20 protein-coding genes are annotated in these 23,867 nt (G+C 54.6%); 9 read left to right on the plus strand and 11 right to left on the minus strand.

Annotated features, from left to right (window positions below; all coding sequences use genetic code 11):
- The first annotated feature begins 5 nt into the window (after positions 1-5).
- From WG219_01675 to secB, 3 genes are read left to right on the plus strand one after another with little or no spacing between them, the layout of a single operon-like run.
- Positions 6-419 carry a rhodanese-like domain-containing protein gene (locus WG219_01675; GenBank protein ID WXL26221.1) on the plus strand — a complete coding sequence of 138 codons (414 nt, stop codon included), beginning with the start codon at positions 6-8 and terminating at the stop codon, positions 417-419.
- 1 nt (position 420) lies between these two features.
- Complete coding sequence (gene grxC, locus WG219_01680) at positions 421-675, plus strand: glutaredoxin 3 (GenBank protein ID WXL26222.1); 255 nt, start codon at positions 421-423, stop codon at positions 673-675.
- A 43-nt stretch (positions 676-718) separates the two neighbouring features.
- Entirely contained in the window at positions 719-1,201 is a 483-nt protein-coding gene (gene secB / locus WG219_01685; protein ID WXL26223.1) for a protein-export chaperone SecB, read from the plus strand.
- 210 nt (positions 1,202-1,411) lie between these two features.
- Here the strand turns inward: secB and trmL are convergent, their stop codons facing one another.
- Positions 1,412-1,876, minus strand: coding sequence for a tRNA (uridine(34)/cytosine(34)/5-carboxymethylaminomethyluridine(34)-2'-O)-methyltransferase TrmL (trmL, locus tag WG219_01690; GenBank protein ID WXL26224.1), 465 nt, complete (start codon positions 1,874-1,876; stop codon positions 1,412-1,414).
- Between trmL and WG219_01695 the strand changes: the two genes are divergently transcribed.
- Entirely contained in the window at positions 1,875-2,312 is a 438-nt protein-coding gene (locus WG219_01695; protein ID WXL26225.1) for a hypothetical protein, read from the plus strand. The genes trmL and WG219_01695 overlap by 2 nt on opposite strands.
- Positions 2,313-2,682: 370 nt before the next feature.
- On the opposite strand, the gene ntrC is transcribed toward WG219_01695, so the two are convergent.
- The 4 genes from ntrC to WG219_01715 all read right to left on the minus strand — a co-directional run bounded on the left by ntrC (position 2,683) and on the right by WG219_01715 (position 6,747).
- Positions 2,683-4,125 (minus strand): nitrogen regulation protein NR(I), encoded by a 1,443-nt coding sequence (ntrC, locus tag WG219_01700; protein WXL26226.1) that lies wholly within the window; start codon positions 4,123-4,125, stop codon positions 2,683-2,685.
- The gene (gene glnL / locus WG219_01705) at positions 4,122-5,204 is read right to left on the minus strand and encodes a nitrogen regulation protein NR(II) (protein WXL27920.1); all 1,083 of its coding nucleotides are present in this window, start codon (positions 5,202-5,204) and stop codon (positions 4,122-4,124) included. The genes ntrC and glnL overlap by 4 nt, the downstream gene beginning before the upstream one ends.
- Before the next feature lie 365 nt (positions 5,205-5,569).
- Positions 5,570-6,190: a DUF4124 domain-containing protein gene (locus WG219_01710; GenBank protein WXL26227.1), complete on the minus strand. Its 621-nt coding sequence runs from the start codon at positions 6,188-6,190 to the stop codon at positions 5,570-5,572.
- A 17-nt stretch (positions 6,191-6,207) separates the two neighbouring features.
- Positions 6,208-6,747 carry a DUF4124 domain-containing protein gene (locus tag WG219_01715; GenBank protein ID WXL26228.1) on the minus strand — a complete coding sequence of 180 codons (540 nt, stop codon included), beginning with the start codon at positions 6,745-6,747 and terminating at the stop codon, positions 6,208-6,210.
- A gap of 207 nt (positions 6,748-6,954) precedes the next feature.
- Between WG219_01715 and WG219_01720 the strand changes: the two genes are divergently transcribed.
- Positions 6,955-9,051 (plus strand): mechanosensitive ion channel family protein, encoded by a 2,097-nt coding sequence (locus WG219_01720; GenBank protein ID WXL27921.1) that lies wholly within the window; start codon positions 6,955-6,957, stop codon positions 9,049-9,051.
- Positions 9,052-9,093: 42 nt separating this feature from the next.
- Here WG219_01720 and WG219_01725 read toward each other — a convergent pair whose 3' ends face one another.
- A complete protein-coding gene (locus WG219_01725) occupies positions 9,094-9,564 on the minus strand; it encodes a nuclear transport factor 2 family protein (protein ID WXL26229.1) in 471 nt (156 codons plus the stop codon).
- A gap of 212 nt (positions 9,565-9,776) precedes the next feature.
- Here WG219_01725 and WG219_01730 point away from each other — a divergent pair, with 212 nt between their 5' ends.
- The gene (locus WG219_01730) at positions 9,777-10,136 is read left to right on the plus strand and encodes a helix-turn-helix domain-containing protein (GenBank protein WXL26230.1); all 360 of its coding nucleotides are present in this window, start codon (positions 9,777-9,779) and stop codon (positions 10,134-10,136) included.
- Positions 10,137-10,270: 134 nt separating this feature from the next.
- On the opposite strand, the gene glnA is transcribed toward WG219_01730, so the two are convergent.
- Entirely contained in the window at positions 10,271-11,677 is a 1,407-nt protein-coding gene (gene glnA / locus WG219_01735; protein ID WXL26231.1) for a glutamate--ammonia ligase, read from the minus strand.
- A 327-nt stretch (positions 11,678-12,004) separates the two neighbouring features.
- Here glnA and thiI point away from each other — a divergent pair, with 327 nt between their 5' ends.
- A complete protein-coding gene (gene thiI, locus WG219_01740; protein ID WXL26232.1) occupies positions 12,005-13,459 on the plus strand; it encodes a tRNA uracil 4-sulfurtransferase ThiI in 1,455 nt (484 codons plus the stop codon).
- Between the two features lie 204 nt (positions 13,460-13,663).
- Positions 13,664-15,484 carry a translational GTPase TypA gene (gene typA / locus WG219_01745; protein ID WXL26233.1) on the plus strand — a complete coding sequence of 607 codons (1,821 nt, stop codon included), beginning with the start codon at positions 13,664-13,666 and terminating at the stop codon, positions 15,482-15,484.
- A 153-nt stretch (positions 15,485-15,637) separates the two neighbouring features.
- Here typA and WG219_01750 read toward each other — a convergent pair whose 3' ends face one another.
- The 4 genes from WG219_01750 to WG219_01765 form a co-directional block, all read right to left on the minus strand.
- Positions 15,638-16,714 (minus strand): polyamine ABC transporter substrate-binding protein, encoded by a 1,077-nt coding sequence (locus WG219_01750; protein ID WXL26234.1) that lies wholly within the window; start codon positions 16,712-16,714, stop codon positions 15,638-15,640.
- Positions 16,715-16,958: 244 nt separating this feature from the next.
- Positions 16,959-17,300, minus strand: coding sequence for a cupin domain-containing protein (locus WG219_01755; GenBank protein WXL26235.1), 342 nt, complete (start codon positions 17,298-17,300; stop codon positions 16,959-16,961).
- 12 nt (positions 17,301-17,312) lie between these two features.
- Positions 17,313-18,719 carry an FAD-dependent oxidoreductase gene (locus WG219_01760; GenBank protein WXL26236.1) on the minus strand — a complete coding sequence of 469 codons (1,407 nt, stop codon included), beginning with the start codon at positions 18,717-18,719 and terminating at the stop codon, positions 17,313-17,315.
- A 50-nt stretch (positions 18,720-18,769) separates the two neighbouring features.
- Entirely contained in the window at positions 18,770-19,591 is an 822-nt protein-coding gene (locus WG219_01765) for a nuclear transport factor 2 family protein (protein WXL26237.1), read from the minus strand.
- 248 nt (positions 19,592-19,839) lie between these two features.
- Here WG219_01765 and WG219_01770 point away from each other — a divergent pair, with 248 nt between their 5' ends.
- The gene (locus WG219_01770; protein ID WXL26238.1) at positions 19,840-23,832 is read left to right on the plus strand and encodes an autotransporter outer membrane beta-barrel domain-containing protein; all 3,993 of its coding nucleotides are present in this window, start codon (positions 19,840-19,842) and stop codon (positions 23,830-23,832) included.
- The last annotated feature ends 35 nt before the right edge of the window (positions 23,833-23,867 follow it).

The following is a 23,867-nucleotide window of genomic DNA, read 5'->3' on the forward strand; positions in this document are numbered from 1 at the left end:
GTACGATGCTTGCCAACCTGATTGAATTTGTCTCTAACCACTATGTACTGAGCGGATCGTTTGTTGTTCTGCTGGCGCTGCTGATTTTCACCGAGTCCCGCAAAGGTGGCCGCAGCCTGAGCACTCGCGAGCTGACCGCGCTGGTCAACAGCGACCAAGGCATTGTTGTCGACGTGCGTGCGCAAAAAGACTTCTCGACCGGGCACATTGTCGATGCTCTGAATATCCCATACGACAAAATGGCCAGCCGCATGGTTGAGCTGGAGAAGCACAAGGCGAAAACCATTATTGTGGTTGACGCCATGGGGCAGCACTCCGGTACTGTCTGCCGCGAGCTGAAAAAAGCCGGCTACACCGCGGCCAAACTGTCAGGTGGTATTTCCAGCTGGCGTGGCGATAACCTGCCATTGGTTAAGTGATATGCAGCCTGTTGTCATCTATTCGAGCGACTGGTGCCCGTACTGTATCCGCGCCAAGCAACTGCTTACCCAGAAGGGGGTGTTGTTTGAGGAAATCCGGGTCGACGGCAAGCCGGATGTGCGCGCTGAAATGGCTCGTAAGGCCCAGCGCACATCGGTGCCACAGATCTGGATTGGTGAAACCCACGTAGGTGGTTGTGACGATCTTTATGCCTTGGAGCGCGCAGGCAAGCTGGATGCGCTGCTCAAAGGCTGACTGATTCCATTTAAAACGAACTGAACCATAGGAAGGCTTAGCAATGACCGAACAAGCAAGCAACGGCGCCGCCCAAGGCGAGCAGGCTGCTCAATTTTCCCTGCAGCGTATTTATGTGCGCGACCTGTCCTTTGAAGCGCCAAAAAGCCCGGAAATCTTCCGTCAGGAGTGGGCGCCGAATGTTTCGATGGACCTCAACACCCGTCAGAAAGCCCTTGAGGGTGATTTCTACGAGGTGGTGCTGACCGTTTCGGTTACTGTTAAAACCGGTGAAGATGTTGCCTTTATCGCTGAAGTGCAGCAGGCCGGTATCTTCCTGATCAAGGGCCTGGACGCAGCGTCCATGAGCCACACGTTGGGTGCGTTCTGCCCGAACATCCTGTTCCCGTATGCCCGCGAAGCGTTGGACAACCTGGTAACCCGTGGTTCGTTCCCTGCGCTGATGCTGTCCCCGGTGAACTTCGATGCTCTTTACGCTCAAGAGCTGCAGCGTATGCAACAAGCTGGCGAAGCGACTGCCCACTAAGGGTTGCATTGCTGCTTGATAAAACGCCCTTCGGGGCGTTTTTTTATGCAGGTATGGTCTGCTGTGGGGCCATGCCCAATCTTGCAGCGCACACATGCCAGAATGATGAGTGCTGCGATGGCCTATTCACGGCTAAAGCCGTTCCCACGAAAAGCTGATATCCGCAGATACTGTAGGAGCGGTTTCAACCGCGAAGCATTTCTTTGAGCGTCACTGCGCCTCGGCAAACCCTTGCTGGCGCCAGGCTTCATACACTGCGACTGCAACCGTATTGGACAGGTTAAGGCTGCGACAGCCTTCGCGCATGGGCAGGCGCACCCGCTGTTCCGGCGGCACGCTGTTGCGGATTTCCTCGGGCAAACCACGGCTTTCCGGGCCGAACAGGAAAGCATCGCCGGGCTGGTAGCTGACATCATGAAATGGCTGGCTGCCTTTGGTGGTAAAGGCGAACAGACGTGGGTTCCCTAAGCTGTGTAGGCAACTGTCCAGGTCTGCGTGGCGTTGCAGCGTGGCGTATTCGTGATAGTCCAGCCCGGCGCGACGCAGGCGTTTATCATCTAGTTCGAACCCCAGTGGTTCGATCAGGTGCAGGTGGCAGCCGCTATTGGCGCAGAGCCTGATAATGTTGCCGGTATTCGGCGGTATTTCCGGTTGAAAAAGGATTACGTGAAACATGAGCGGTTCCAGCCCTGAAGACGACGGCTATTCTACCCCTGATCTGCCGCCACGGCCTCGTCCGTGGGTGAGGGTGATTGCTTCGCTGGGCATTTTCGCGTTTCTGGTTGGGCTGATGCTGGGGCGGCTTATGCAACCTGAGCCGCAATGGCTGCGGGACGTCAGCGTCACTGATCAAGGCCTGGCGTTGTGGTTTGATGAAGAGCCTAAGCCTGTAGTGGCGAGCACCGGCGGTGTTTTCATCATGCGAATCGAGAGCTTCGGCAAGGAGCGCAATGGCCAGTTGCAGATTGCCGGTCATGCGGCGAATTGGAGGATCGAGCGGGAGCGACGGGATTTGCTGCTGAGAGTCGTGGCGGCGCGTCCGCTGCAAGGCACATGGCGTGCTCAGGAAGCGGACGGTCGCTGGCGGCTGGAGATCAGCCTGTCGCAGTAATAAAAGAGGGGATTCCCCGGCCTGCCTGTACCAAGGCCCCCAAAACTGGAAGTACTTGTCTATAAGCAGGGGGCGTGCCAACTTTCTGAAAATCTCTGAAGCCCTTGTGTTTTCTGGCTTTCAGCGATTTTGAAGGTTTCGGTTTGGGATTTATCTTGTAGATGTCTTTGCGTTTAAGTGCACCAGGCTGAGGCTTTGTGCCTTGCTATGGCGCCATATGGGGCATTTCACCCAAGTTGGCATTAGAGCAGGCGTACCTGTGTTTGGACGGGTTATGCGCAGGGCAGAGAGGGCGGCCGAGATAAGGTGTGCTGATGGTCGTTGCAGGCGGGGGTGACAGGCGACGTGCAGGCACGCCGCCTGTGGGGGATTAATCGTCGCTGTCGTCGCCGTCCTCACCCTCGCCACCGGCCACATTCATGCCCAGTTCTTTGATTTTGCGGGTCAGAGTGTTGCGGCCCCAGCCCAGCAGTACCGCGGCATCACGGCGTCGCCCGGCCGTATGCTTGAGCGCGGTTTCGATCATGATCCGCTCAAAGGCTGGTACAGCGCTGTCGAGCAGGTTGGACTGGCCGCGTGCTAGGCACTGATCGGCCCACTGACGCAAGGCCTGCTCCCAGTTGCTGACTGGCGCATTTTCTTGTGGCTGGCTGAGCAGTTCCGGCGGCAGATCGTCAATATGCACTTCGCGCCCAGATGCCATGACGGTGATCCACCGGCAGGTGTTTTCCAGCTGGCGCACGTTGCCTGGCCAGGCCAGGTTGCTCAGGTATTCCTCTGTTTCGCTCTTGAGCAGTTTGGGCTCAACAGCCAGCTCAGTTGCGGCGCGACCGAGGAAGTGGCGGGCCAGTGTTGGAATGTCCTCGCGGCGGTCGGCCAAACGTGGAATATGAATGCGAATGACGTTGAGCCGGTGGAACAAGTCCTCCCGGAACTTGCCGGCCTGGACCAGGCTTTCAAGATTTTGGTGAGTGGCGGCGATGATGCGCACGTCGACTTTGACCGGGGTGTGGCCGCCGACTCGGTAGAACTCGCCGTCAGCCAGTACGCGCAGCAGGCGGGTCTGGGTGTCGGCAGGCATATCGCCGATCTCATCAAGGAACAGGGTGCCGCCGTCGGCCTGTTCAAAACGGCCGCGTCGTTGGTTGGCGGCGCCGGTGAACGCGCCTTTTTCGTGGCCGAACAGTTCCGATTCCATCAGGTCTTTAGGAATCGCGGCCATGTTAAGCGCAATAAACGGTGAGGCCGCCCGTGGGCTGTGGCGGTGCAGCGCGTGGGCCACCAGCTCTTTACCGGTGCCGGACTCGCCGTTGATCAGTACGGTGATGTTGGAGTGGCTGAGTCGGCCAATGGCGCGGAACACCTCCTGCATGGCCGGGGCTTCGCCGATGATTTCTGGCGTGCGCGGCTGCTCAATGGGGGCCGCCAAACTTTGTTGTTCTTTAGCGTGTTGGTTGGCGCGTTTGACCAAGGAGACGGCCTCATCCACATCAAACGGTTTGGGCAGGTATTCGAAGGCGCCGCCCTGATAGGAGGCCACAGCGCTATCCAAGTCGGAGTGCGCGGTCATGATGATAACGGGGAGGCGGGGATACAGTTCGCGGATGCGGGCCAGCAGATCCAGGCCGCTGGCGCCAGGCATGCGGATATCAGAGATGATGACGTCCGGCTGCTGGCGGCTAAGACGATTAAGTACACCGTCTGCACTGTCGAAACTTTGAGTGGTCATGCCTTCCTGTTGCAGGGCTTTTTCCAGAACCCAGCGGATAGAGCGATCATCATCGACAATCCAGACGGTTTCACTGTGATTCATGACGGGGCAACTCCTTGTTCCAGGGGCAGGAAGACTGAGAAAACGGTGTGGCCAGGATGGCTCTCACATTCGATCAGCCCCTGATGCTGACTGATGATGTTCTGGGTGATGGCCAGGCCAAGCCCGGTGCCTTCGGCACGCCCGCTGACCATGGGGTAAAAAATGGTTTCTTGTAGTTCCGGCGGGATGCCGGGGCCGTTATCGATAATTTCGATTTTGGCCACCAGCCGGTGGCGATTGTGGCCAATGGTGAACTGGCGCATGGTGCGGGTGCGCAGGGTGATGCGCCCTGGTGTAGCCTCGGCGCTCTCGGTCAGGGCCTGCATGGCATTGCGGACGATGTTGAGCACGGCCTGGATCATCTGTTCGCGATCAATCAATACGTCCGGAATACTCGGGTCATAGTCGCGCACCAGAACGATTCTGCCCTGGCTCTCAGCCTCAATCAGGCTGCTTACGCGCTCCAGCACTTCGTGGATATTGGTCTGGGTTAACGACGGCAGCTTGTTGGAGCCGAGCATACGGTCGACCAGATTACGCAGGCGGTCGGCCTCTTCGATAATGACGTTGGTGTAGTCGCGCAGGCTGTCTTCGGGTAGCTCCCGGGCCAGCAGTTGGGCTGCGCCACGGATGCCACCCAGCGGGTTCTTGATCTCATGGGCGAGGCCTCGGACCAGCAGTTTGGTAGTTTCCTGCTTGGACAGTTGGGCTTCTTCTTTGGTGATGCGCAGCAGGCGGTCACGGGGATGAATTTCCAGTAGTAGCAGGGTTTCACCCTTGTTAAGTACTGGCGTAACCGCATAGTCCACGGTCAATGGTTGCCCGCTGATCGTCATCAGCACTGTTTCGCGTTTGTTGAACGGGTGCGCCTGCTCAACGGCTAAGTGCAGTGCGTTGAGGGCTTCTTCTGATTCTGTAAACAGCTCGCTGATGAATTGACCGTGGCTGCGTTGGCCGCTGACGGCCAGGAGCATTTCGGCTGCCGGGTTCATGTATTCAAGGCGTAGCCCGGCATTGAGCAGCAGTGTGGCTGTGGTTAGGTTGTCGAGCAGTAATCGGTGCAGAGAGTCGTTAATGATCATGGCTTCACCCCCGCAAAGGTTGCGTCGCAGCCCGTTGGCATTGCGGCGTAAGGGGGTTGGCCTAGTCTGGCGTGGCCCGATCGTTCTTGTTGCGCATTGGAAACAAGCAAACTTCACTCCTCATATGAGCAGGGTCTGGGAACAGACTGCTGTCGCGCAACACGGCGCACTGCTCACAGCTCCTGAAATGTGTGGCTCCGCTCCAGTAAATGCAAAAAGCAAACCAAAGCCCCGAAAAGAGGCGTGTTTTGCACAGGTGTGCCCAATGTAGCGACTTTCAGAGGGTTTCGGCGCGTTGCTGTGACCCATAACGGGGACAGTATAAGAATATAAAGGCGTGACGCGCACCATTTTGGTGCGCGTTAGATGAAAGGTACGAACGGGATATCAGATTTGGGTTGAGGCTTATCTGTCAGGGGGCATTCCGGACGCACACCGTACTCATCCATTTTGCAGGGGTTAGCTTTGCGCTTTTGCGCCAGGGATATGCGGTGCAGGTGGAAAGGTTGGCTGGGGGTGCGCTCTACAATCCGCTCTTTTTCATCGATGATCTCGATGGCGATGCGGTGTGTGCCCCGGTCAACATTTTCTAGCGCAAAAACCGGGCTGCTTTGCGCACTGCCCACCTGCTTACCATCCATGACCAAACGGTACAGGTGATTCGGGTAAAGGCCTGGCTCACTGTCTGCGGTGACAATCAGGTTGCCTGCGTTGTCGCGGATGTTGGCGTCCGGCAATGGGATCAGGATGCGCAGTACCTTGTAGCGCAGTTTGGGGGCCTCTTCATTGGTTGGGGCGACCTGCGGGGTTTGGCGCTCATAGCTGGGCATGCTGTTGCTGGGTGCCAGTTGCACAGGCTGTGCAGTGGTGGAGCGGGGTTTGTCGGTGAAAACGCGGTTACCTTCGGCATCTATATAGGTATAAACCTGTGCCATGGCCGGTAAAGCTAGCAGCATAACGCTACACAACAGCAGTTTACGCATGATGGGTTGATCTGTTCTCAGGAGGCGGGACGGGGCTGAGGCTTGGGTGCTGAGTTGATGTGGACGCGTTGAACAGTAAACGTTCGGGTTTCGCTTTGTTGAATGATTTCCTGACCGCTAAGCACTTGCACTGACAAGCTGTGTTCGCCGCGATCAATGTTGGTCAGTTGCACGCGTGGAACATTGGTTGGCTGTCCATACGGCTTACCGTCCAGCAGCAGGCGCAGACTATGGCCAGAGCGCAGGCGCGGGCTTATTTCAACGCCTACGCTGAACGTGCCGTTGTTTGCACGCAGAGCGTCATCGGTAGGGATGTCGGTCAGGCGCAGTACCTTATAGGCTGCCTCTTGAGTGACGGGCTCGCTGGCTGGCTGAGGTGCCACCACAGGTTGAGCCTCAACTGTGTTGGTGGGGGCCAGTTCAATGGTCTCTGCTTGTCGGCCCTCAGGGGCTTGGTCAGTGAACACGGTGTTGCCACGGTCATCGGTGTATTTGTAAATCTGCGCGCTGGCAGGCAATGCTAGGGCGCAAAACATAAACACGGTTAGCAGGCGCATGGTCAGCAATTCCGGTGTGTGCAATGCAGTAAGCCTTGCATTGCTGGTCGTACTTGGCAAGTCGGTACGTGGGTAATGATTGGCGGGTGGCGCTGTCATAAGGGCAGAATGTGGGTAATGGAGCTTCGCTTTAAGGGGATGCATGTGAAGTTAATACAGCGTTTTTTTATTCTGCTGATGATGGTCTTTTGCATGGCGTCTCCAGCGATGGCGGTGTTGCCGGGGCTCACTGGCAGCGCTGATAAGTCCGAACAGAAAGTGTCGGATGCGCAGCTTGAGCAATCGCTGAATCAAGTCATTCAGGTGTTGGAGAATGACAAGCAGCGCGCGGATTTACTGAAAAAGCTCACACAGCTGCGAGATGTCACGGAAAAGAACAAGCAGGAGTCCAGCAGTGTTCTGGGGCTCCTGGGGGAAACCATTAGCAGTTTTGAGCGCCAGTTTCAGGGCGAAAACAGCCCGTTGGCGCTTTGGTCTAAGAAACTGACTAAGACCCAAGAGGAGTTGCAGGAGCGCGCCCCATCATGGCAACAGTGGCCAGAGATGATCCTCGACTTCTGTGTTGTCATCCTGATCTGGGGCTGTGTGGCGGTTGGTTTGCGCTGGATTGCCCGGCGTATGCAGCAGCGCTTTGGGCTTGAGCAGGAGTTGCCGCAGAATCCCAAGACCCGCGACCTGATGCTGTTTGCCGTGCGCAAACTCGGCCCCTGGCTGATCGCATTTATCATCACTCTGTATTTTTCCATTGTCTTACCCAGTTCGCTGGGGCGCATGCTGGCGATGATCACGGCCTATGTGCTGGTGTGCGGCACATTGATCTCGGCGTTGTGTGTTATTTCACTGTCCTTGCTCAGTGGTCCCCATCGGACGCCTGCATTGAACATCCTCAGGCGTAAAGCGTTTCGCCCCCTGTGGTTGATCGGCAGCTTGGCTACACTCGGTGAGGTGATGCACGACGCTCGCGTAGTCGAAGGATTGGGTGAGTACACGTCACTCTCCATTGCATCGGTGGCTAACATCCTTGCCGCGACACTCACCGCTGTTTTTGCCCTTAAGTTCCGACGCCCCATTGCGCATCTGATCCGTAATCAGCCCTTGCAGCGCCGCTTGAAGCAGCGTGGCGTGCAAGAGCTGCTTGAGGTTGTGGGCAGCCTCTGGTACGTCCCGGTGCTGCTGTTGGTTGGAACCTCTCTGGTGGCAACGGTGATGACGGCTGGTGACAGCAGTGCGACCTTGCGTCGAGCGCTGTTGTCCTCAGTTATTGCTGTGGTTTGGCTGACGGTCAGTGGGTTGATTCGCCGTGCCCATAACCGCCCCGCTCGGGCCGGGCATCGCCCGAGTGCGCCTTATGTGGAGCAACTCAAAAAGTTTTTCTACACCCTGATTCACCTCGCCACGGTGCTGGTTTTTCTTGAGATTGGCTTGCGTGTCTGGGGCATGTCGTTGTTTGGTTTTGCTGAGGGCGAAGGGTCGGCCATCAGCATGAAGGTGGTGAGTTTTGCCACGACGCTGATCTTTGCCTGGTTGGCGTGGATTCTTGCCGACACTGCTATCCAGCATGTGTTGGGGTTGGGGGCAAAAAATCGGACCAGTACCCGTGCCCTGACCATGTTGCCGCTGATCCGCAATGTGATCTTTGTGACCATCGCCATCATTGCTTTGATTGTGGCCTTGGCCAACATGGGCATGAATGTGACGCCATTGTTGGCGGGTGCCGGTGTGATCGGCCTGGCGATCGGTTTTGGTGCGCAGTCGTTGGTGGCGGATCTGATTACCGGGTTGTTCATCATCATCGAAGACTCACTGTCGATTGATGATTATGTGGATGTAGGCGGTCACCTCGGCACGGTGGAGGCGTTGACCATCCGTACCGTGCGCCTGCGTGATCTGGATGGCGTGGTGCATACCGTGCCGTTCAGTGAAATTAAGACCATCAAGAACTACTCCCGGCAGTTTGGCTATGCCATGTTCCGCTGGCCGGTGCCTGCCACCATGCCGATCAATGATGCATTGGCGCTGGTGCGTGAGGTCGCTGGTGAGCTGCGTAGTGACCGGATTGTCAGCCGCAATATCTGGTCACCGCTGGAGATGCAGGGTGTAGAAAGTTTTGATAACGGTCAGGCAATTTTGCGCTTCCGCTTCAAGACGGCGCCTATCAAGCAATGGGAAGTGCAGCGTGCGTTCAACCTGTTGCTGCGGCAGAAGTTGGATGCTCGCGGATTGGAGCTGGCGATGCCGCGTCTGAACGTGCAGCTGACCCGTCCTAAGGCTGCAACGGCAGGCCCTGCTGACGTAGGCGAGTGAGTGGCGGCGGGCTGGCGTGATGGGGCCAGCCCGCTGATGACGTCAGAACATAGTGTTGTCGTTGGCCGCTGTTTCAGGCACGTCTTGAATCACGTCCCAGTGCTCGGTGATGCGGTTGTTTTCCACGCGGAAGATATCCACCAGCGCCTGTCCACGGTCGTCCGGGCCGTTGGTGAAGTGCACGTGCAGGTAAACCAGATCACCGTCAGTGGCGCTGCGCACCACCTTTGCCTGCGCCTTGGGATTACTTTTGAAGAACTCGGTGAAGTAACTCACCATCGGCGCTTTGCCGTCCGGTACGTGGGGGTTGTGTTGGCGATAATCGTCGGTCAGCACTTTGGCGGCTTCGGCGATTTGGTGCTTGTTAAAGAACTGATCATAGAAAGACAGAACCAGCGCCCGGTTGGCCTCTTCCTGTTTTAGGTCGCGCGCAGTTTCAGTCGCATGGCTCAAGCCTGTGCTGAGCAACGTGCAGGCCAGAACGGCGGCAGATATAAGTCGGGTTAAAGGCATGGAAGAACTCCTGTTCTTAGCGGCTCATGGATTACGGGTGTACGTGCTGCATGGCAATACAGGTAGACCCAGTCACTGATTCATCCCTGCTCTACTATGTAGACCATGGATTTGGGGGAAGGTACAGTTCGCCGCACATGCCCACAAGAAGTCATCAGGCGGGGACCAGGTCACGCCGCGATGACCTTTGTTACCGGCCAAGAGGTGAATTAATGGTTAAAAACGTAGCAGCCCTCGAACATCCCTGCCCAATTCGCAGCGTGTTGGATCGCCTGGGGGATCAGTGGAGCTTGCTGGTTATTTTGGCGCTGGGGCAGGGAACGCTGCGCTTTAATGAGCTTGGCCGGGAGGTGGGCGATATCTCCAAGCAAATGCTTTCGCGTACCCTCAAGCGTCTGGAGCAAGACGGCTTCGTTAAGCGAACCTTGTACCCCGAAGTGCCGCCGAGAGTTGAGTATTGCCTGACCGACCTTGGCCGCTCGTTCCTCAACCCGATGAATGCGCTGATTGATTGGGCAAGCGAAAATCGCGCAGAAATTGATCAGGCCCGGAGGGAATCTGGGCTGGTCTGAACGGGGCGCGAATGTTCATTGGCTAAATGAAACCAGCGTCTGCCGCACGTCCGATCCAGCAGGCGTGCTTGCTTTTGTGCTTATGCCGCCCATAAAAAAGGCCACCCGTAGGTGGCCTTTCTGTCGCTCGCGGATTAGACGCTGTAGTACAGGTCGTATTCCAGCGGGTGTACGAAGGTGCGTACTTTGATTTCTTCTTCAGCCTTCAGCTCGATGTAGGCGTTGATGAAGTCGTCGGAGAATACGCCGCCTTTGGTCAGGAACGCGCGGTCCTTGTCCAGCTCTTCCAGGGCTTCTTTCAGGCTGCCGCACACTTGTGGGATCAGCTTGCCTTCTTCTGGTGGCAGGTCGTACAGGTTCTTGTCTGCAGCATCGCCAGGGTGGATCTTGTTCTGGATACCGTCCAGACCAGCCATCAGCAGTGCAGCGAAGCACAGGTACGGGTTAGCAGCCGGGTCCGGGAAGCGCGCTTCGATACGGCGTGCTTTCGGGCTGGATACGTATGGGATACGGATCGAGGCAGAACGGTTGCGGGCAGAGTAAGCCAGCATGACCGGCGCTTCGAAGCCAGGAACCAGACGCTTGTAGGAGTTGGTAGCCGGGTTGGTGAAGCCGTTCAGAGCCTTACCGTGCTTGATGATACCGCCGATGAAGTACAGAGCAGTGTCAGACAGACCGGCATAGCCTTCACCGGAGAAGGTGTTCTTGCCATCTTTGGAGATGGACATGTGCACGTGCATGCCCGAACCGTTGTCACCGTACAGAGGCTTCGGCATGAAGGTCGCAGTTTTGCCGTAGGCATCTGCAACGTTGTGCACGCAGTACTTCAGGGTCTGAACTTCGTCAGCTTTCTTCACCAGAGTGTTGAACTGCACGCCGATTTCGTTCTGGCCAGCAGTGGCCACTTCGTGGTGGTGAACTTCTACAACCAGGCCCATCTCTTCCATGGCATTACACATGGCAGTACGGATTTCGTGGTCGTGGTCGCACGGCGGAACCGGGAAGTAGCCACCTTTAACGGCAGGACGGTGGCCTTTGTTGCCGCCTTCTACGTCCTGGTCGGTCATCCAGGAGCCTTGTTCAGAGTAGATTTTGAACATGGAGCCGGAGATGTCGGACTTGAATTTTACCTGGTCGAAGATGAAGAACTCAGGCTCCGGACCTACGAATACGGTGTCACCGATGCCGGTGGTTTTGAGGTATTCCTCGGCGCGCTTGGCGATGGAGCGTGGGTCGCGGTCGTAGCCTTGCATGGTGCTTGGCTCGATGATGTCGCAGACCAGGATCAGGGTCGGCTCTTCGGTGAACGGGTCCAGCACAGCGGTGTCGTCGACCGGCAGCAGGATCATGTCGGAAGCTTCGATGCCTTTCCAGCCGTGGATGGAGGAGCCGTCGAACATTTTGCCGACTTCAAAGAAATCTTCGTCCAGGGCGTCACGTGCGGGCATGGTCACGTGGTGTTGCTTGCCTTTGGTGTCGGTGAAGCGCAGGTCAACCCACTTCACGTCGTGTTCTTTAATCAGTTGAATCGACTTCGACATGCTGTTCTCCAGGTAGATTCGGGCTTAATTTTTCGCCCTAAAATTCGTGTTGGCTCGGCGGCAATAGTCCACCGCAGCGCCCTGCCTCACAAGGGAGCAAATTGCATGCCAGTGCTTGGGGCGTGCGCAAACCCGCAGGCTTGACGCATTAGGCGGGAGGTGGACTTTTTTAGGGCTTTTAAATGCACTATTACTGGGCACCTATTCTATCTGTTGCTCTGACTTGGTGCACAGATTTGGTGCGTTACTTTTTTGATCAAATCATGAGCAGTTTCCGCTATAATCCGCGCCCCTGATTTTTTGGCGTCCCCGGCGCGCACTGTTTTCATGAAACTGATCGTAAAAGTCTTCCCCGAAATCACCATCAAGAGCCGGCCTGTGCGCAAGCAGTTCATCCGGCAGTTGGCGAAGAATATTCGTTCGGTTCTGCGCGCCCTCGATCCGAAGGTGGATGTCAGTGGCACCTGGGATAACCTCGTGGTCACCACCCAAGTCGAGGACCCGAGAGCCCAGCAGGAAATCATCGAGCGCCTGCGTTGCACACCGGGCATTGTGCATTTCCTGCAAGTGGATCAGTACCCGCTGGGCGATTTTGATGATGTGGTCGCTAAGTGCAAGCAGCACTTTGAAGACCAACTGCCGGGTAAAGTTTTCGCCGTGCGCTGTAAGCGCGCCGGCAAGCACGACTTCAGTTCGCTGGACATTGAGCGCTACGTCGGCAGTCAACTGCGTCAGCAGTGTGGTGCAGCCGGTATCTCCCTTAAAGAGCCGGAAGTTCTGGTTCGTATGGAAATTCGCGATCAGACCCTGTTCGTGATTCACCGTCAGCACGAAGGCATTGGCGGCTACCCTCTGGGTTCGCTGGATCAGACGCTGGTGCTGATGTCCGGGGGCTTTGACTCCACCGTAGCGGCTTATCAAATGATGCGCCGTGGTCTGCTGACTCACTTCTGCTTCTTTAATCTGGGTGGCCGCGCTCACGAGCTGGGCGTGATGGAAGTGGCGCACTATCTGTGGAACAAATACGGCAGCTCGCACCGCGTTCTTTTTATCAGCGTGCCGTTCGAGGAAGTGGTGGGTGAGATCCTCACCAAGGTCGATGACAGCCAGATGGGCGTTATCCTCAAGCGCATGATGCTGCGTGGCGCGACCCGTATGGCCGAGCGCCTGAACATTGATGCGCTGGTGACCGGTGAGGCCATCTCTCAGGTATCCAGCCAGACCCTGCCGAACCTCTCAGTGATCGACTCGGCCACCGACATGCTGGTGCTGCGCCCGCTTCTGGCCAGCCACAAGCAAGACATTATTGATACCGCTACCGAGATTGGGACCGCCGATTTCGCCCGGCATATGCCGGAATACTGCGGTGTGATCTCGGTTAACCCGACCACCAAGGCGCGTGGTTACCGGATCGAGAAAGAAGAAACCCATTTCGACATGGCCATCCTTGAGCGCGCCCTTGAGCGCGCCACGCTGCTGCCGATCGACAAAGTCATCGACGAGCTGGGCAAGGACATTAAGGTCGAAGAAGTGAGCGAAGCGCTGGCGGGGCAGGTGGTGATTGATATCCGCCACCCGGACGCCGCCGAAGATGATCCGCTGGAGTTGGCCGACAGCGAAGTGCAGTGTGTGCCGTTCTACGCGATCAACAACAAATTCAAGGAACTGGATAACACCCGCCAGTACCTGCTGTATTGCGACAAAGGTGTCATGAGCCGCCTGCATGCTCATCATTTGCTGAGCGAGGGGCATGCCAATGTGCGCGTTTATCGTCCGGCATAGAACTCCGGCGTGGAATGGCGGCAGCATTCGCCATCGCCCCCCCGACATGCAGGCGGCGTAAAAGCTGCCGCGACGCTGGACTGCTGAGTTAATGCAGGCCGCCTTTCGTCGCTGTGCTGGTGCACCGCCTGACCTATTCGCAATACCTCAATATTCGTCGCCTAGACTAAGCGGCACCCGAATCCTCTGATTAGAGATACAGACGTGATCGAGAATCTACGTAACATCGCCATCATTGCCCACGTTGACCACGGTAAAACGACCCTGGTTGATGCCCTCCTGCGCCAGTCCGGCACCCTGGAGCGTAACGAGCTCAACGACGAGCGCGTGATGGACAGCAACGATCAGGAAAAAGAGCGCGGCATTACCATTCTGGCCAAGAACACTGCCATCAAGTGGAATGACTACCGCATCAACATCGTCGACACCCCCGGCCACGCCGACTTCGGCGGTGAAGTAGAGCGCGTAATGTCGATGGTTGACTCCGTATTGCTGGTAGTTGACGCCCAAGACGGCCCGATGCCACAAACTCGCTTCGTAACCAAAAAAGCGTTCGAAGCTGGCCTGAAGCCGATCGTTGTAATCAACAAAATCGACCGTCCGGGCGCGCGCCCTGACTGGGTTATGGACCAAATCTTCGACCTGTTCGATAACCTCGGTGCCACCGATGAGCAACTGGACTTCCAAGTTGTTTACGCCTCGGCTCTGAACGGTATCGCCGGTCTTGATCACACTGACATGGCCGAAGACCTGACTCCGCTGTATCAAGCCATCGTTGACCACGTGCCGGCTCCGGACGTTGATGTGACTGGCCCGTTCCAGATGCAAATCTCTGCACTGGACTACAACAGCTTCCTCGGCGTAATCGGTGTTGGCCGTATTGCTCGCGGTACTGTTAAGCCGAACACCCCAGTTGTGGCCATCGACGTTGATGGTAAGAAGCGTAACGGCCGTATCCTCAAGCTGATGGGGCACCACGGTCTGCACCGTGTGGACGTTGAAGAAGCGTCTGCTGGCGACATCGTGTGTGTGAGCGGTATGGACGAGCTGTTCATCTCCGATACCCTGTGCGACATCAACCACGTTGAAGCGATGACTCCGCTGACCGTTGATGAGCCGACCGTTTCCATGACCTTCCAGGTCAACGATTCGCCATTCTGCGGTAAAGAAGGCAAGTTCGTGACCAGCCGTAACATCAAAGAGCGTCTGGACAAAGAGCTGCTGTACAACGTGGCCCTGCGTGTTGAAGAAGGCGACAGCGCTGACAAGTTCAAAGTATCCGGCCGTGGTGAGCTGCACCTGTCGGTACTGATCGAAACCATGCGTCGTGAAGGTTTCGAAATGGGCGTTGGCCGTCCGGAAGTAATCATCCGTGAAGTTAACGGCGTTAAGCACGAGCCGTACGAGAACGTCACCATCGACATCCCTGAAGAAGCGCAGGGTAAAGTCATGGAAGAAATGGGTCTGCGTAAAGGTGACCTGACTAACATGGCGCCGGATGGCAAAGGCCGTGTACGTCTTGAATACAACATCCCGGCCCGTGGTCTGATTGGTTTCCGTAACCAGTTCCTGACCCTGACCAACGGTGCAGGCATTCTGACCTCGATCTTCGACCGTTACGACGTGATGAAGTCTGGCCAAATGTCCGGCCGTCAGAACGGCGTTCTGGTTTCCATCGAAACCGGTAAGGCGCTGACTTACTCCCTGGAGACCCTGCAGGCTCGCGGTAAGCTGTTCATCGAGCACGGTCAGGAAATCTACAACGGTCAGATCGTTGGTCTGAACAGCCGTGATAACGACCTGGGCGTTAACCCAACCAAAGGTAAGAAGCTCGACAACATGCGTGCTTCCGGTAAAGACGAAGTCATCGCGCTGGTTCCGCCGGTCCGCTTCACCCTGGAGCAGGCTCTGGAGTTCATCCAGGACGACGAGCTGTGCGAAGTAACACCGAAGTCGATCCGTCTGCGTAAGAAGATCCTCGACGAAGGCGAGCGTACCCGCGCTGCCAAGAAAGCTAAGGTCTAATTAGCCTCAGCTAAAAAAGCCCCCGCCAACGAAAGTTGCCGGGGGCTTTTTGTTGTTTGGCTTGCTGGGTTGTAACTGTTCGCGGCTTAAGTGTCTCCTACCTGCCAATGCGCATCTGTAGGAACGGCTTGAGCCGCGAATAGGTCGCTACCCTTACAGGCCGCTCTTCACCTTGGTCCAGATGCGGGTGCGCACGCGGTCGATGTTCAGCGGCATGGCTTCCAGCGAGTAGAAGGTGTTCATCTGTTCGGCAGCCGGGTAGATGCGGCGGTCGTCGAGAATGGCTTTATCGACCAGTGCATCGGCAGACGGAACGGCGTTTGCGTATTGCACGTAGTTGGTGATCTTGGCGATCACTTCCGGTTGCAGCAGGTAATTCATGAAGGCATAACCGGCTTCTTCATTACCGGCGTCAGCAGGCATGGTGACCATGTCAAACCAGATTGGTACGCCTTCTTTCGGGATGACGTACTGGATGTTGATGCCGTTCTTGGCTTCTGCTGCGCGGTTAGCGGCTTGCAGGATGTCACCGGAGAAGCCGACAGCTACGCAGATGTCACCGTTGGCCAGATCGCCGATGTACTTGGACGAGTGGAAGTAACGCACGTTCTTACGCACTTCCATCAGCTTCGCTTCGGCTTGCTTGTAGTCGTCGAGGTTTTTGCTGTGGTGCGGCAGGCCAAGGTAGTGCAGGGTGATAGGCAGCAGTTCTGGGCCGTTGTCCAGAATGGCTACACCGCACTGAGCCAGCTTTTCCAGGTTTTCAGGCTTGAAGATGGCATCCCAAGAGCCCATGACCGCGTCGTCGCCCAGTGCTTTACGTACCAGTTCGACGTTATAGCCAATGCCGGTGGTGCCCCACAGGTACGGGAAGCCGTGCTTGTTGCCTGGGTCGTTGACTTCCAGTGCCTTGAGCAGGGTTGGGTTGATGTTCTTCCAGTTTGGAATACGGCTCTTATCCAGCTCTTTCAGTGCACCGCGCTGGATTTGGCGGGCCATGTAATGGTCGGACGGGAACACCACATCGTAACCAGAGCGACCGGCAGACAGCTTGGCATCGAGGGTTTCGTTGCTGTCATAGACGTCGTAGTGGGCTTTGATTCCGGTGGCTTCTTGGAACTCTTTCATCGTGTCTGGCGCGATGTAATCGCTCCAGTTGTAGATGCGCACGGATTCTGCGGCCTGGCTGATACTGCTGACTAGCAGCAGGGGGAGCAACTTCTTCAGCATGGTATACCTCATCGTATTTATCGGTTTTATCGAAGCGGCAGTTCAAGAGTTGGCGTTGGCCTTTGATTGTTGTTTTCTAGCCAGTTGCAGTGTCGATTGGGCTCGGCATCTAGCGTGATCACTCAATCTGTTACGAAGGTACAGATTCCTTGCGTAAAGTGGCAGAACTCTTGTTGCTCAATTTTTCCGCCAACCTCCAGGCCTCGTTTTAGAGCCTGGGAGGGTGGGTAAAAGCATTTCTGTATTACTTGAGGAGTACGTAGGTTTTACGCACGGTTTCCTCAATGTCCCAGATGCCAAATGTGTTAGCCGGGAACAGCAACGCATCGCCTGCATTGATCTGGATGGGCTCGCCACCGTCCGGAGTGAAGGTGCAGCGGCCGGAGATAAAGTGGCAGAACTCTTGTTGGGCAATCTGGCGACGCCAGCGGCCCGGTGTGCATTCCCAAACGCCAGCGGCAACGCCGTCAGCATGCTCGACGCCTTGCCCGGTGGTGACGGCGACGGGTTCGCCCAGTGGCACGGCAACCGGTGTTGCATCGGTCAGTGCCATGCTTGGGGTGTTTTTAAAGTGCTCAATGCTCATGGCGTACTCCGCTTAACGCATGAAGGTTTCTAGGGTGTTGGCCAAGGTGATGGCCAGTCGGCGGCGCCAGTGGGCGCTATCGGTTTTAGCCAATACTTGGTCTTCGTGAACAAAACTCTGGATGATCGCGTTGTAACCCAGCCAGCGCAGGGGTTCTGGCTCCCATCCGGACAGTGTGCGTAAGGGCTTGTCACCCAAGACCCAGGGCTGCTCGGTCAGTTGGGTTTGTTTGCCGAGAATCAGGTCAGCCAAGGTGCGGCCGCCGAGGTTGGTCGCGCCGACGCCTTCGCCGCCGTAGCCGCCGGACAAGGCAATGCCGTTGCGTCGGTCAGCCAGCATGTGCGGACGGAAACGTCGCGCCATACCCAGGTTGCCGCCCCATGCGTGGGTCTGACGTACGTCTTTGAGCTGTGGGAACAGGTCGCAGTAAAGGTCGCGACGCAAACCGCGTTCGTCCGCCGTCAGGTTGAAGTCCGTGCGCAGCTTGCCGCCAAAACGGTAGCCGCCGCGCGCGCCGAAGACCAAACGGTTGTCAGCACTGCGTTGGCCATAGGTGACCTGACGGCTCCACTCGCTGAAGGACTGGCCTTTATCCAAGCCGATGCTTGCCCAGAGTTCGTCGCTGAGCGGTTCGGTTGCAACAATCAGGCTCTGCACGGGCAACTGGTATTTGCCCAGCGGTGGAAGGCTGGCGGCGTACCCTTCTACAGCGGGTACGATCCAGTCGGCGCGGATGCTGCCGTTGCTTGTGCGGATCAGGCCCTTTTCCCAATGGATGACGCGGCTTTGTTCGTACAACTCAACGCCCATAGCGGTGAGGCAGCGAGCGAGTCCGCGAGCCAACTTGGCAGGCTGAATTGTCGCGCAGTGTGGGGTGTAAATTGCGCCATAGGCATTGTGGATGCGTAGCTGTTGATCCAACTCTTCGCGGGACAGCCAACGGTAGTCGGCTTCGCTGTGGCCTTGGGCGTGATAGCTGTCGAGCTGGGCGCGCAGGGTTTCGCGCTGCTCCGGGTAACGGGCTGCGCAATACAAGGAACCGCCTTTGCGATAGTCGCAGTCGATGCCCTCGCGTTGCAGTACCTGCGCGACTTCATCTGGGATGCCGTGCAGAATCTCATGGGCAGTGTGGCGGTCATGGGCAGACAGCTTAGCCAGCAGGCGGTCCTCACCCAGCATTGCGCCCATCAACCAACCGCCGTTACGACCTGACGCACCGAAACCGGCCGTTTCCGCTTCGAGGATGACGATTCGCAGATGCGGTGCCTGGCGCTTGAGGTAATACGCCGTCCACATGCCGGTGTAGCCTGCGCCAATGATGGCGATGTCGGCCTGGATGTCTTCTGTCAGCGCCGGACGAGGTATCAGCGGGTCATCCAGCTGATCCATCCACAAGCTGATGGAGCGCCATGCTTCCACGGGGGGGGTCTCCACTAAGAATTTTCTTAAGTCGAGACTAGTTAAGGCGCTCAGGGCTTGTCGTGCTTGCGTGCCCGCAAGGAAATTTCCTTGAGATAGGCCTTAGGCGACTGTCCGGTGTGTTCGCGGAAACATTTATAGAAGGCAGAGAGTGAATTGAAGCCCGAAGCAAAAGCCAGCGCATCCACAGATGGAGGCATTGGATTCTGTTGCAGGCTGTCCATCAAATGTTGCAGGCGTTTGTTGTTGATGTAGCGGTAAAAGCTCTGCCCGAGTACTTGATTGAGCAGGTGCGAAACCTGATTGCGGGTGTACCCCGTTGCGGCTGCAACCTCTTGCAGGTTCAGTTGTGGATTCAAGTAAGGCTGCTGGCGCTGCATGTACTCATCCAGATCCTGCGCCATTTGCCCCAGTTGGCGGGCACTGAGGCCTAGGCGGCTGAGCGCCGGGCGTGGGTCGTTAACCGGCTGTTCGGTGCTTTCATCACGGATCAATGTGGCGTACTCATTGACCCGCCAGATCAGACCATCAACCACCGTCAGGGCTTCGCACGAGCGAAAGGCGGCTAGCCCGTTGGCGCTGTGCAAACGGATACGACATTGAATAAAGGCCGTATTGCCATCAAAGCGCAGACGGTCGGTGTGCTCCAGTGCTTCGCCAGGGTGACGCGGTAGGTTATCGCGCACGTAATCCCGTAACTCGGCGTAGCCCATAAAGCGCTGCTGGAAAAAATCCAGGTACTGCACATCCGGGTGATATAGCGCCATTACCCCGTCCAGATCACGAGCCTTCCAGCACTCGTGGTACCGCGTGATGGTGGCGCGGGTTTGCTCGGTTTGGGCGGCATCATCCGGAATATAGATAGTGTCCATGGGTGTTCAGGTTTAATCCATATATAGCTGAGTTGGATAACTAGATATTAACTTTAATTGAAGTTTTTGTCTGTTTTCTGCCGGTTTCTTGACAGTGTATTTTTGCTGAACTAGTTTCATTTGTAAGTAGTATTCTGATGATTTATTAATAATTTTAAGTGTTTTCAATTATTCAGGGCTTTCCTTTGTTTTGATTTTGTTCGGCTTTTATGTCGACTTAGAAAGCTTTGATGTAGGGGTGGTGTTTAATGAAAATTAAATGTATTTCCGGTGCTGGTGCAAGTTTTGTTGTTAATTTTGTTTTATTAATTGTAGGTTTTAAGGCTGCTGCGGCTGATGTTAACTCGGTCGCAAGTGGGCGTTGGGAACAGCCTTCGATCTGGAGTAATGGACAGGCTCCAGAACCGACTAATGATTACCATATTCTCTCAGGCGATAAAGTTATGTGGCCTTCTGTGTCGACCGAAGGTAGCTATATATTCTCATTTTCCGGCAGGAGTATGAAAGTAGAAGCTGGAGGTGTTCTAGATTTGGTTAGTAATAGTAAAACTAACAATGCTTATGTGGACTTTGAAATTCCAGATTTTTCGTTGGAGGATGGTGCGACTTTAAAGCTCGGTCTCCAAGGTGTAGGAAATATTGAGAGAAGGCTGGTATCTCCAGTATCTCTGCCTGATTCAGGGCAGGTTATTATTGAGATTGACGGATATAGTGGAGGATACAGTAATCGACTTGAATTGATGCCTTCATCAGTATTGTCAGGGGCTGCTGACATACTCCTAAATATTGATTCGACGGGTGTGAATTCTAGTATCAATGCCAAGTCTAGGCGTTATGTAATGGTCAGGAGTGAAAATAATCCATTTAGCGGAGACTGGATTGTTTCTTCAATCAACACATCACCTGGTGTCCGTATTGGTGGGGTTTATGCCAGCGGGAAAAACGCGCTGGGAACAGGGGGGGTATTCTTAACATCTTCACTCCTGTCGAATGAGGTGGATGGAGGTCTGGACTCATTGCGTGAGGTCGTTGTGGGTAAAGACTCTATTGTGCTTCTTAATGGAGATTGGAACGGGCCATCTACTCCAGTTTCGCTCAAGGATTTAGGGGGGCAAATTTTGCTCAGTGGTGACGGTCGGCGTGCCATTGTTGGGGATCTAAAGGGGGTAAGTGGGACTAGTATTAAAGGTAATGCTTCTGGTCAAAGCTTTGAGGTTATTTCAACAAACGATACAACATTTAGTGGTTTGATCAGTGGTGCTGGTCTCTCATTTATAAAATCAGGTGATAGAACTCTAATTTTTGATACGGATCACGATTATGCTGGAGGTACCATCATAAATAGTGGAACGCTGCAGCTCGGGGTGGGAGGGGCAAGTGGTGGAATCACTGGCGATGTTATAAGTAATGGTGTTTTGTCTTTCAATCGAAGTGATTCATACGATTTCACAGGTTCAATTTCCGGCAGCGGTGAAATTAGTCAGGTTGGTTCAGGTGTTACTACATTAAGTGGTGCTAGTGCAGCATATTCCGGAGTTACAAGTGTCTCTAATGGCACTCTTTTGGTGAATGGAGTTCTGGGTGGTGGTGGGCACCGATTAGTGGTTCATAGTGGCGGTGTTTTAGGTGGTGTTGGGAGTGTCGGGGGCGGGGTAACTATCGAAGATGGTGTTCTATCACCAGGAAAATCAGTTGGTACTTTAAATGTTTTGGGTGATTTGAGTTTTGTATCTTCATCGGTTCTTAATTATGAATTTGGAGAAGCAAATGTTGTCGGTGGAATACTTAATGATCTTACGAATGTCGGAGGGGCACTCGTACTCGATGGCGTCTTGAATGTTAATGTGGATACTGGCTCGGTGCTTCAGGCTGGTGTGTATAGGATTATTAATTATAACGGCGCGCTGAGTGATAATGGCTTGTCGCTTGGGTCTTTACCTGCGCCGGGTGCTGAGTTTTTTATACAGACATCAATTCCCCAAGAGGTGAATCTCATATATACGGCTGGGTATAAGTTTAATTTCTGGGATGGTGAGTTGTTTAGTAATAAAAATAATGGATCAATAGAGGGTGGTAGTGGGGTTTGGCAGAGTGAGGCTGGTAATGATCATTGGACTAACTATGAAGGTGTGTTCAATGCTCCATTTAACGACGCAGCATTTTCGATTTTTTCTGGCAAGCCCGGGGTGGTTACCGTTGATCAGGGTTTGGGCGATATAAATATTTCCGGTGCGCAGTTTGCAACAAGTGGTTACCAAATTAAGAATGGTACCATCAATATGGTTGCCGCCAATACGCCCATATTTGTAGGCGACGGTACTGAGTCTGCAATAGACATTATGGCTACCATCGACTCTCAGCTAACTGGCAGTACGAAGCTGACAAAAATTGGTATGGGTACTCTTGTTCTTAATGGTGATAATAGCTACACCAATGGTACAAGAATTGGAGGGGGCACTCTGCAGATATCCTCCGACAAGAATCTCGGTAAATCAGGCAGTCTTCTGGAGTTTGCATTAGGAAGTTTGCATGTGACTGAGTCGATGGGCAGTGATCGGCCAATTTCAATTGAGAGAGGGGCTGACTTTGTTGTCGATGGTTCTAGTGTTTTAGAAACCAAGAATGAGATTTCTGGTGCGGGCTATCTAGTTAAGTCGGGCCAAGGGGCTATGATTTTAACAGGAGGCAGCAGTTATTCAGGCACTACGCTTGTTAGTGCTGGGCGACTTGAAGCGGGTGGGGTCAACAAGCTTAGTCCCTTCTCTATATATACGACTCAGTCAGCAGGCATACTTGACTTAAATGGATATGGTCAGTCGGTGGCGGGATTGATAAATGCTGGTGCTGTTCTGATGTCTAACAAAGCAGGTGTTAGGCTAAATGTTGATGGTGATTATGTTGGCAGGGATGGAGTTATTGAAATGGCTACAAGATTGGGTGACGACCAATCTACAACGGATCAATTAGTCATTAATGGTAATAGTGACGGGATAACCAATCTACGTGTACGCAATGCAGGTGGGCAGGGCGCCCTCACATATAATGGAATTAAAATTATTGATGTTCAGGGGGATTCTGTCGGAGACTTTAACCTGATTGGTGACTACACATTTGATGGTGAGCAGGCTGTAATAGGCGGTGCATATGCCTATAGGCTTGTGCAAAATAGCTTTGATAATCCGACTGATGGCGACTGGTATCTGCGGTCTACATTCTTAAATGGTGAGCCTTCCTCTCCGTTAGCACCTGCACCTTACCCGCCTATACTACAGCCAGGAGTTCCTCTTTATGAGTCGTACGCAAGCTTGTTGTTGTCACAAGATGAGTTGGATAGCTATCAGCAGAGAACGGGAGGGCGTCAATGGCTCAATATTGATAGCGACGGAGAGACTAGCAAGCGTGGTATTTGGCTGCGCACTAAAGGTTCGAAATTACATCAAGTACCCAATAAATCTACCAGTGTCAATGACTCGACTTCTGATGTATGGAAAGTTCAGCTAGGTGCCACGGCTCCCCTGCAAGAGAGGGCTGGATATACCATCGTTGCTGACTTTGCACTGCAGTATTCCCAAGGGGATTTCAATATTGACTCTCTCTATGGGGATGGCGCTATAGAATCTCGAGGATATGGCGCTTTAGCAACGCTGACTTGGCAAAGAGATGATGGTCTTTATATAGACAGTCAGTTGCAGGCTATGTGGTATGAAAGCGATTTAAGTTCGAAGTTAATTGCTGAAAAAATGAAAAAGGCCAACAGAGGCTTGGGAACATCGGTTAGTGCCGAGCTGGGTAAGCCAATACCGCTTGGGGACAACTGGTCTATATCACCGCAGGCTCAATTGACCTATTCGAACATCAGTTATGATGATTTCAGTGATGCTTTTGGTGCAGTTGTAGAATTAAAAGATGGCGACAGCCTTCAGGCTCGTGTTGGTGTTTCTTTAGATTTTACTTCTACAAAGGCTCTGGATCACGGCTCTGAAAATGGCGATGTAACCACGGCTTACGGAATCGTTAATCTTTACCAAGAAATGCTTAGTGGGACCGAGGCCGAGGTCAGTGGCGTTTCGGTGCGTAATGAGCTGGATAAAACATGGGCTGGGATCGGTGTGGGTGTGAATCACAGTTGGGCCGGTGGGCGTTACACCGTTTTTGGTGAGCTGGAGGCACGCTCCAGCCTTGAAAATGTTGGTGAAAGTTACGGTGCTGTAGGCTCGATCGGGGTTAACTTTAGGTGGTAGGCGGCAGTCAATCTCTGTTATTGACCGCGGGTATG

This window comes from Pseudomonas mendocina, from assembly GCA_037482215.1.
GTDB classification, from domain to species: Bacteria; Pseudomonadota; Gammaproteobacteria; order Pseudomonadales; family Pseudomonadaceae; genus Aquipseudomonas; species Aquipseudomonas mendocina_E.

Excerpts from the sequence above, each read along its gene's own strand:
- WG219_01675 (WXL26221.1), top strand. The coding sequence starts at position 6 with ATGCTTGCCAACCTGATTGAATTTGTCTCTAACCACTATGTACTGAGC.
- grxC (WXL26222.1), top strand. The coding sequence starts at position 421 with ATGCAGCCTGTTGTCATCTATTCGAGCGACTGGTGCCCGTACTGTATC.
- secB (WXL26223.1), top strand. The coding sequence starts at position 719 with ATGACCGAACAAGCAAGCAACGGCGCCGCCCAAGGCGAGCAGGCTGCT.
- WG219_01695 (WXL26225.1), top strand. The coding sequence starts at position 1,875 with ATGAGCGGTTCCAGCCCTGAAGACGACGGCTATTCTACCCCTGATCTG.
- trmL (WXL26224.1), bottom strand. The coding sequence starts at position 1,876 with ATGTTTCACGTAATCCTTTTTCAACCGGAAATACCGCCGAATACCGGC.
- ntrC (WXL26226.1), bottom strand. The coding sequence starts at position 4,125 with ATGAATCACAGTGAAACCGTCTGGATTGTCGATGATGATCGCTCTATC.
- WG219_01710 (WXL26227.1), bottom strand. The coding sequence starts at position 6,190 with ATGCGTAAACTGCTGTTGTGTAGCGTTATGCTGCTAGCTTTACCGGCC.
- WG219_01715 (WXL26228.1), bottom strand. The coding sequence starts at position 6,747 with ATGCGCCTGCTAACCGTGTTTATGTTTTGCGCCCTAGCATTGCCTGCC.
- WG219_01720 (WXL27921.1), top strand. The coding sequence starts at position 6,955 with ATGGCGGTGTTGCCGGGGCTCACTGGCAGCGCTGATAAGTCCGAACAG.
- WG219_01725 (WXL26229.1), bottom strand. The coding sequence starts at position 9,564 with ATGCCTTTAACCCGACTTATATCTGCCGCCGTTCTGGCCTGCACGTTG.
- WG219_01730 (WXL26230.1), top strand. The coding sequence starts at position 9,777 with ATGGTTAAAAACGTAGCAGCCCTCGAACATCCCTGCCCAATTCGCAGC.
- glnA (WXL26231.1), bottom strand. The coding sequence starts at position 11,677 with ATGTCGAAGTCGATTCAACTGATTAAAGAACACGACGTGAAGTGGGTT.
- thiI (WXL26232.1), top strand. The coding sequence starts at position 12,005 with ATGAAACTGATCGTAAAAGTCTTCCCCGAAATCACCATCAAGAGCCGG.
- WG219_01750 (WXL26234.1), bottom strand. The coding sequence starts at position 16,714 with ATGCTGAAGAAGTTGCTCCCCCTGCTGCTAGTCAGCAGTATCAGCCAG.
- WG219_01755 (WXL26235.1), bottom strand. The coding sequence starts at position 17,300 with ATGAGCATTGAGCACTTTAAAAACACCCCAAGCATGGCACTGACCGAT.
- WG219_01765 (WXL26237.1), bottom strand. The coding sequence starts at position 19,591 with ATGGACACTATCTATATTCCGGATGATGCCGCCCAAACCGAGCAAACC.
- WG219_01770 (WXL26238.1), top strand. The coding sequence starts at position 19,840 with ATGAAAATTAAATGTATTTCCGGTGCTGGTGCAAGTTTTGTTGTTAAT.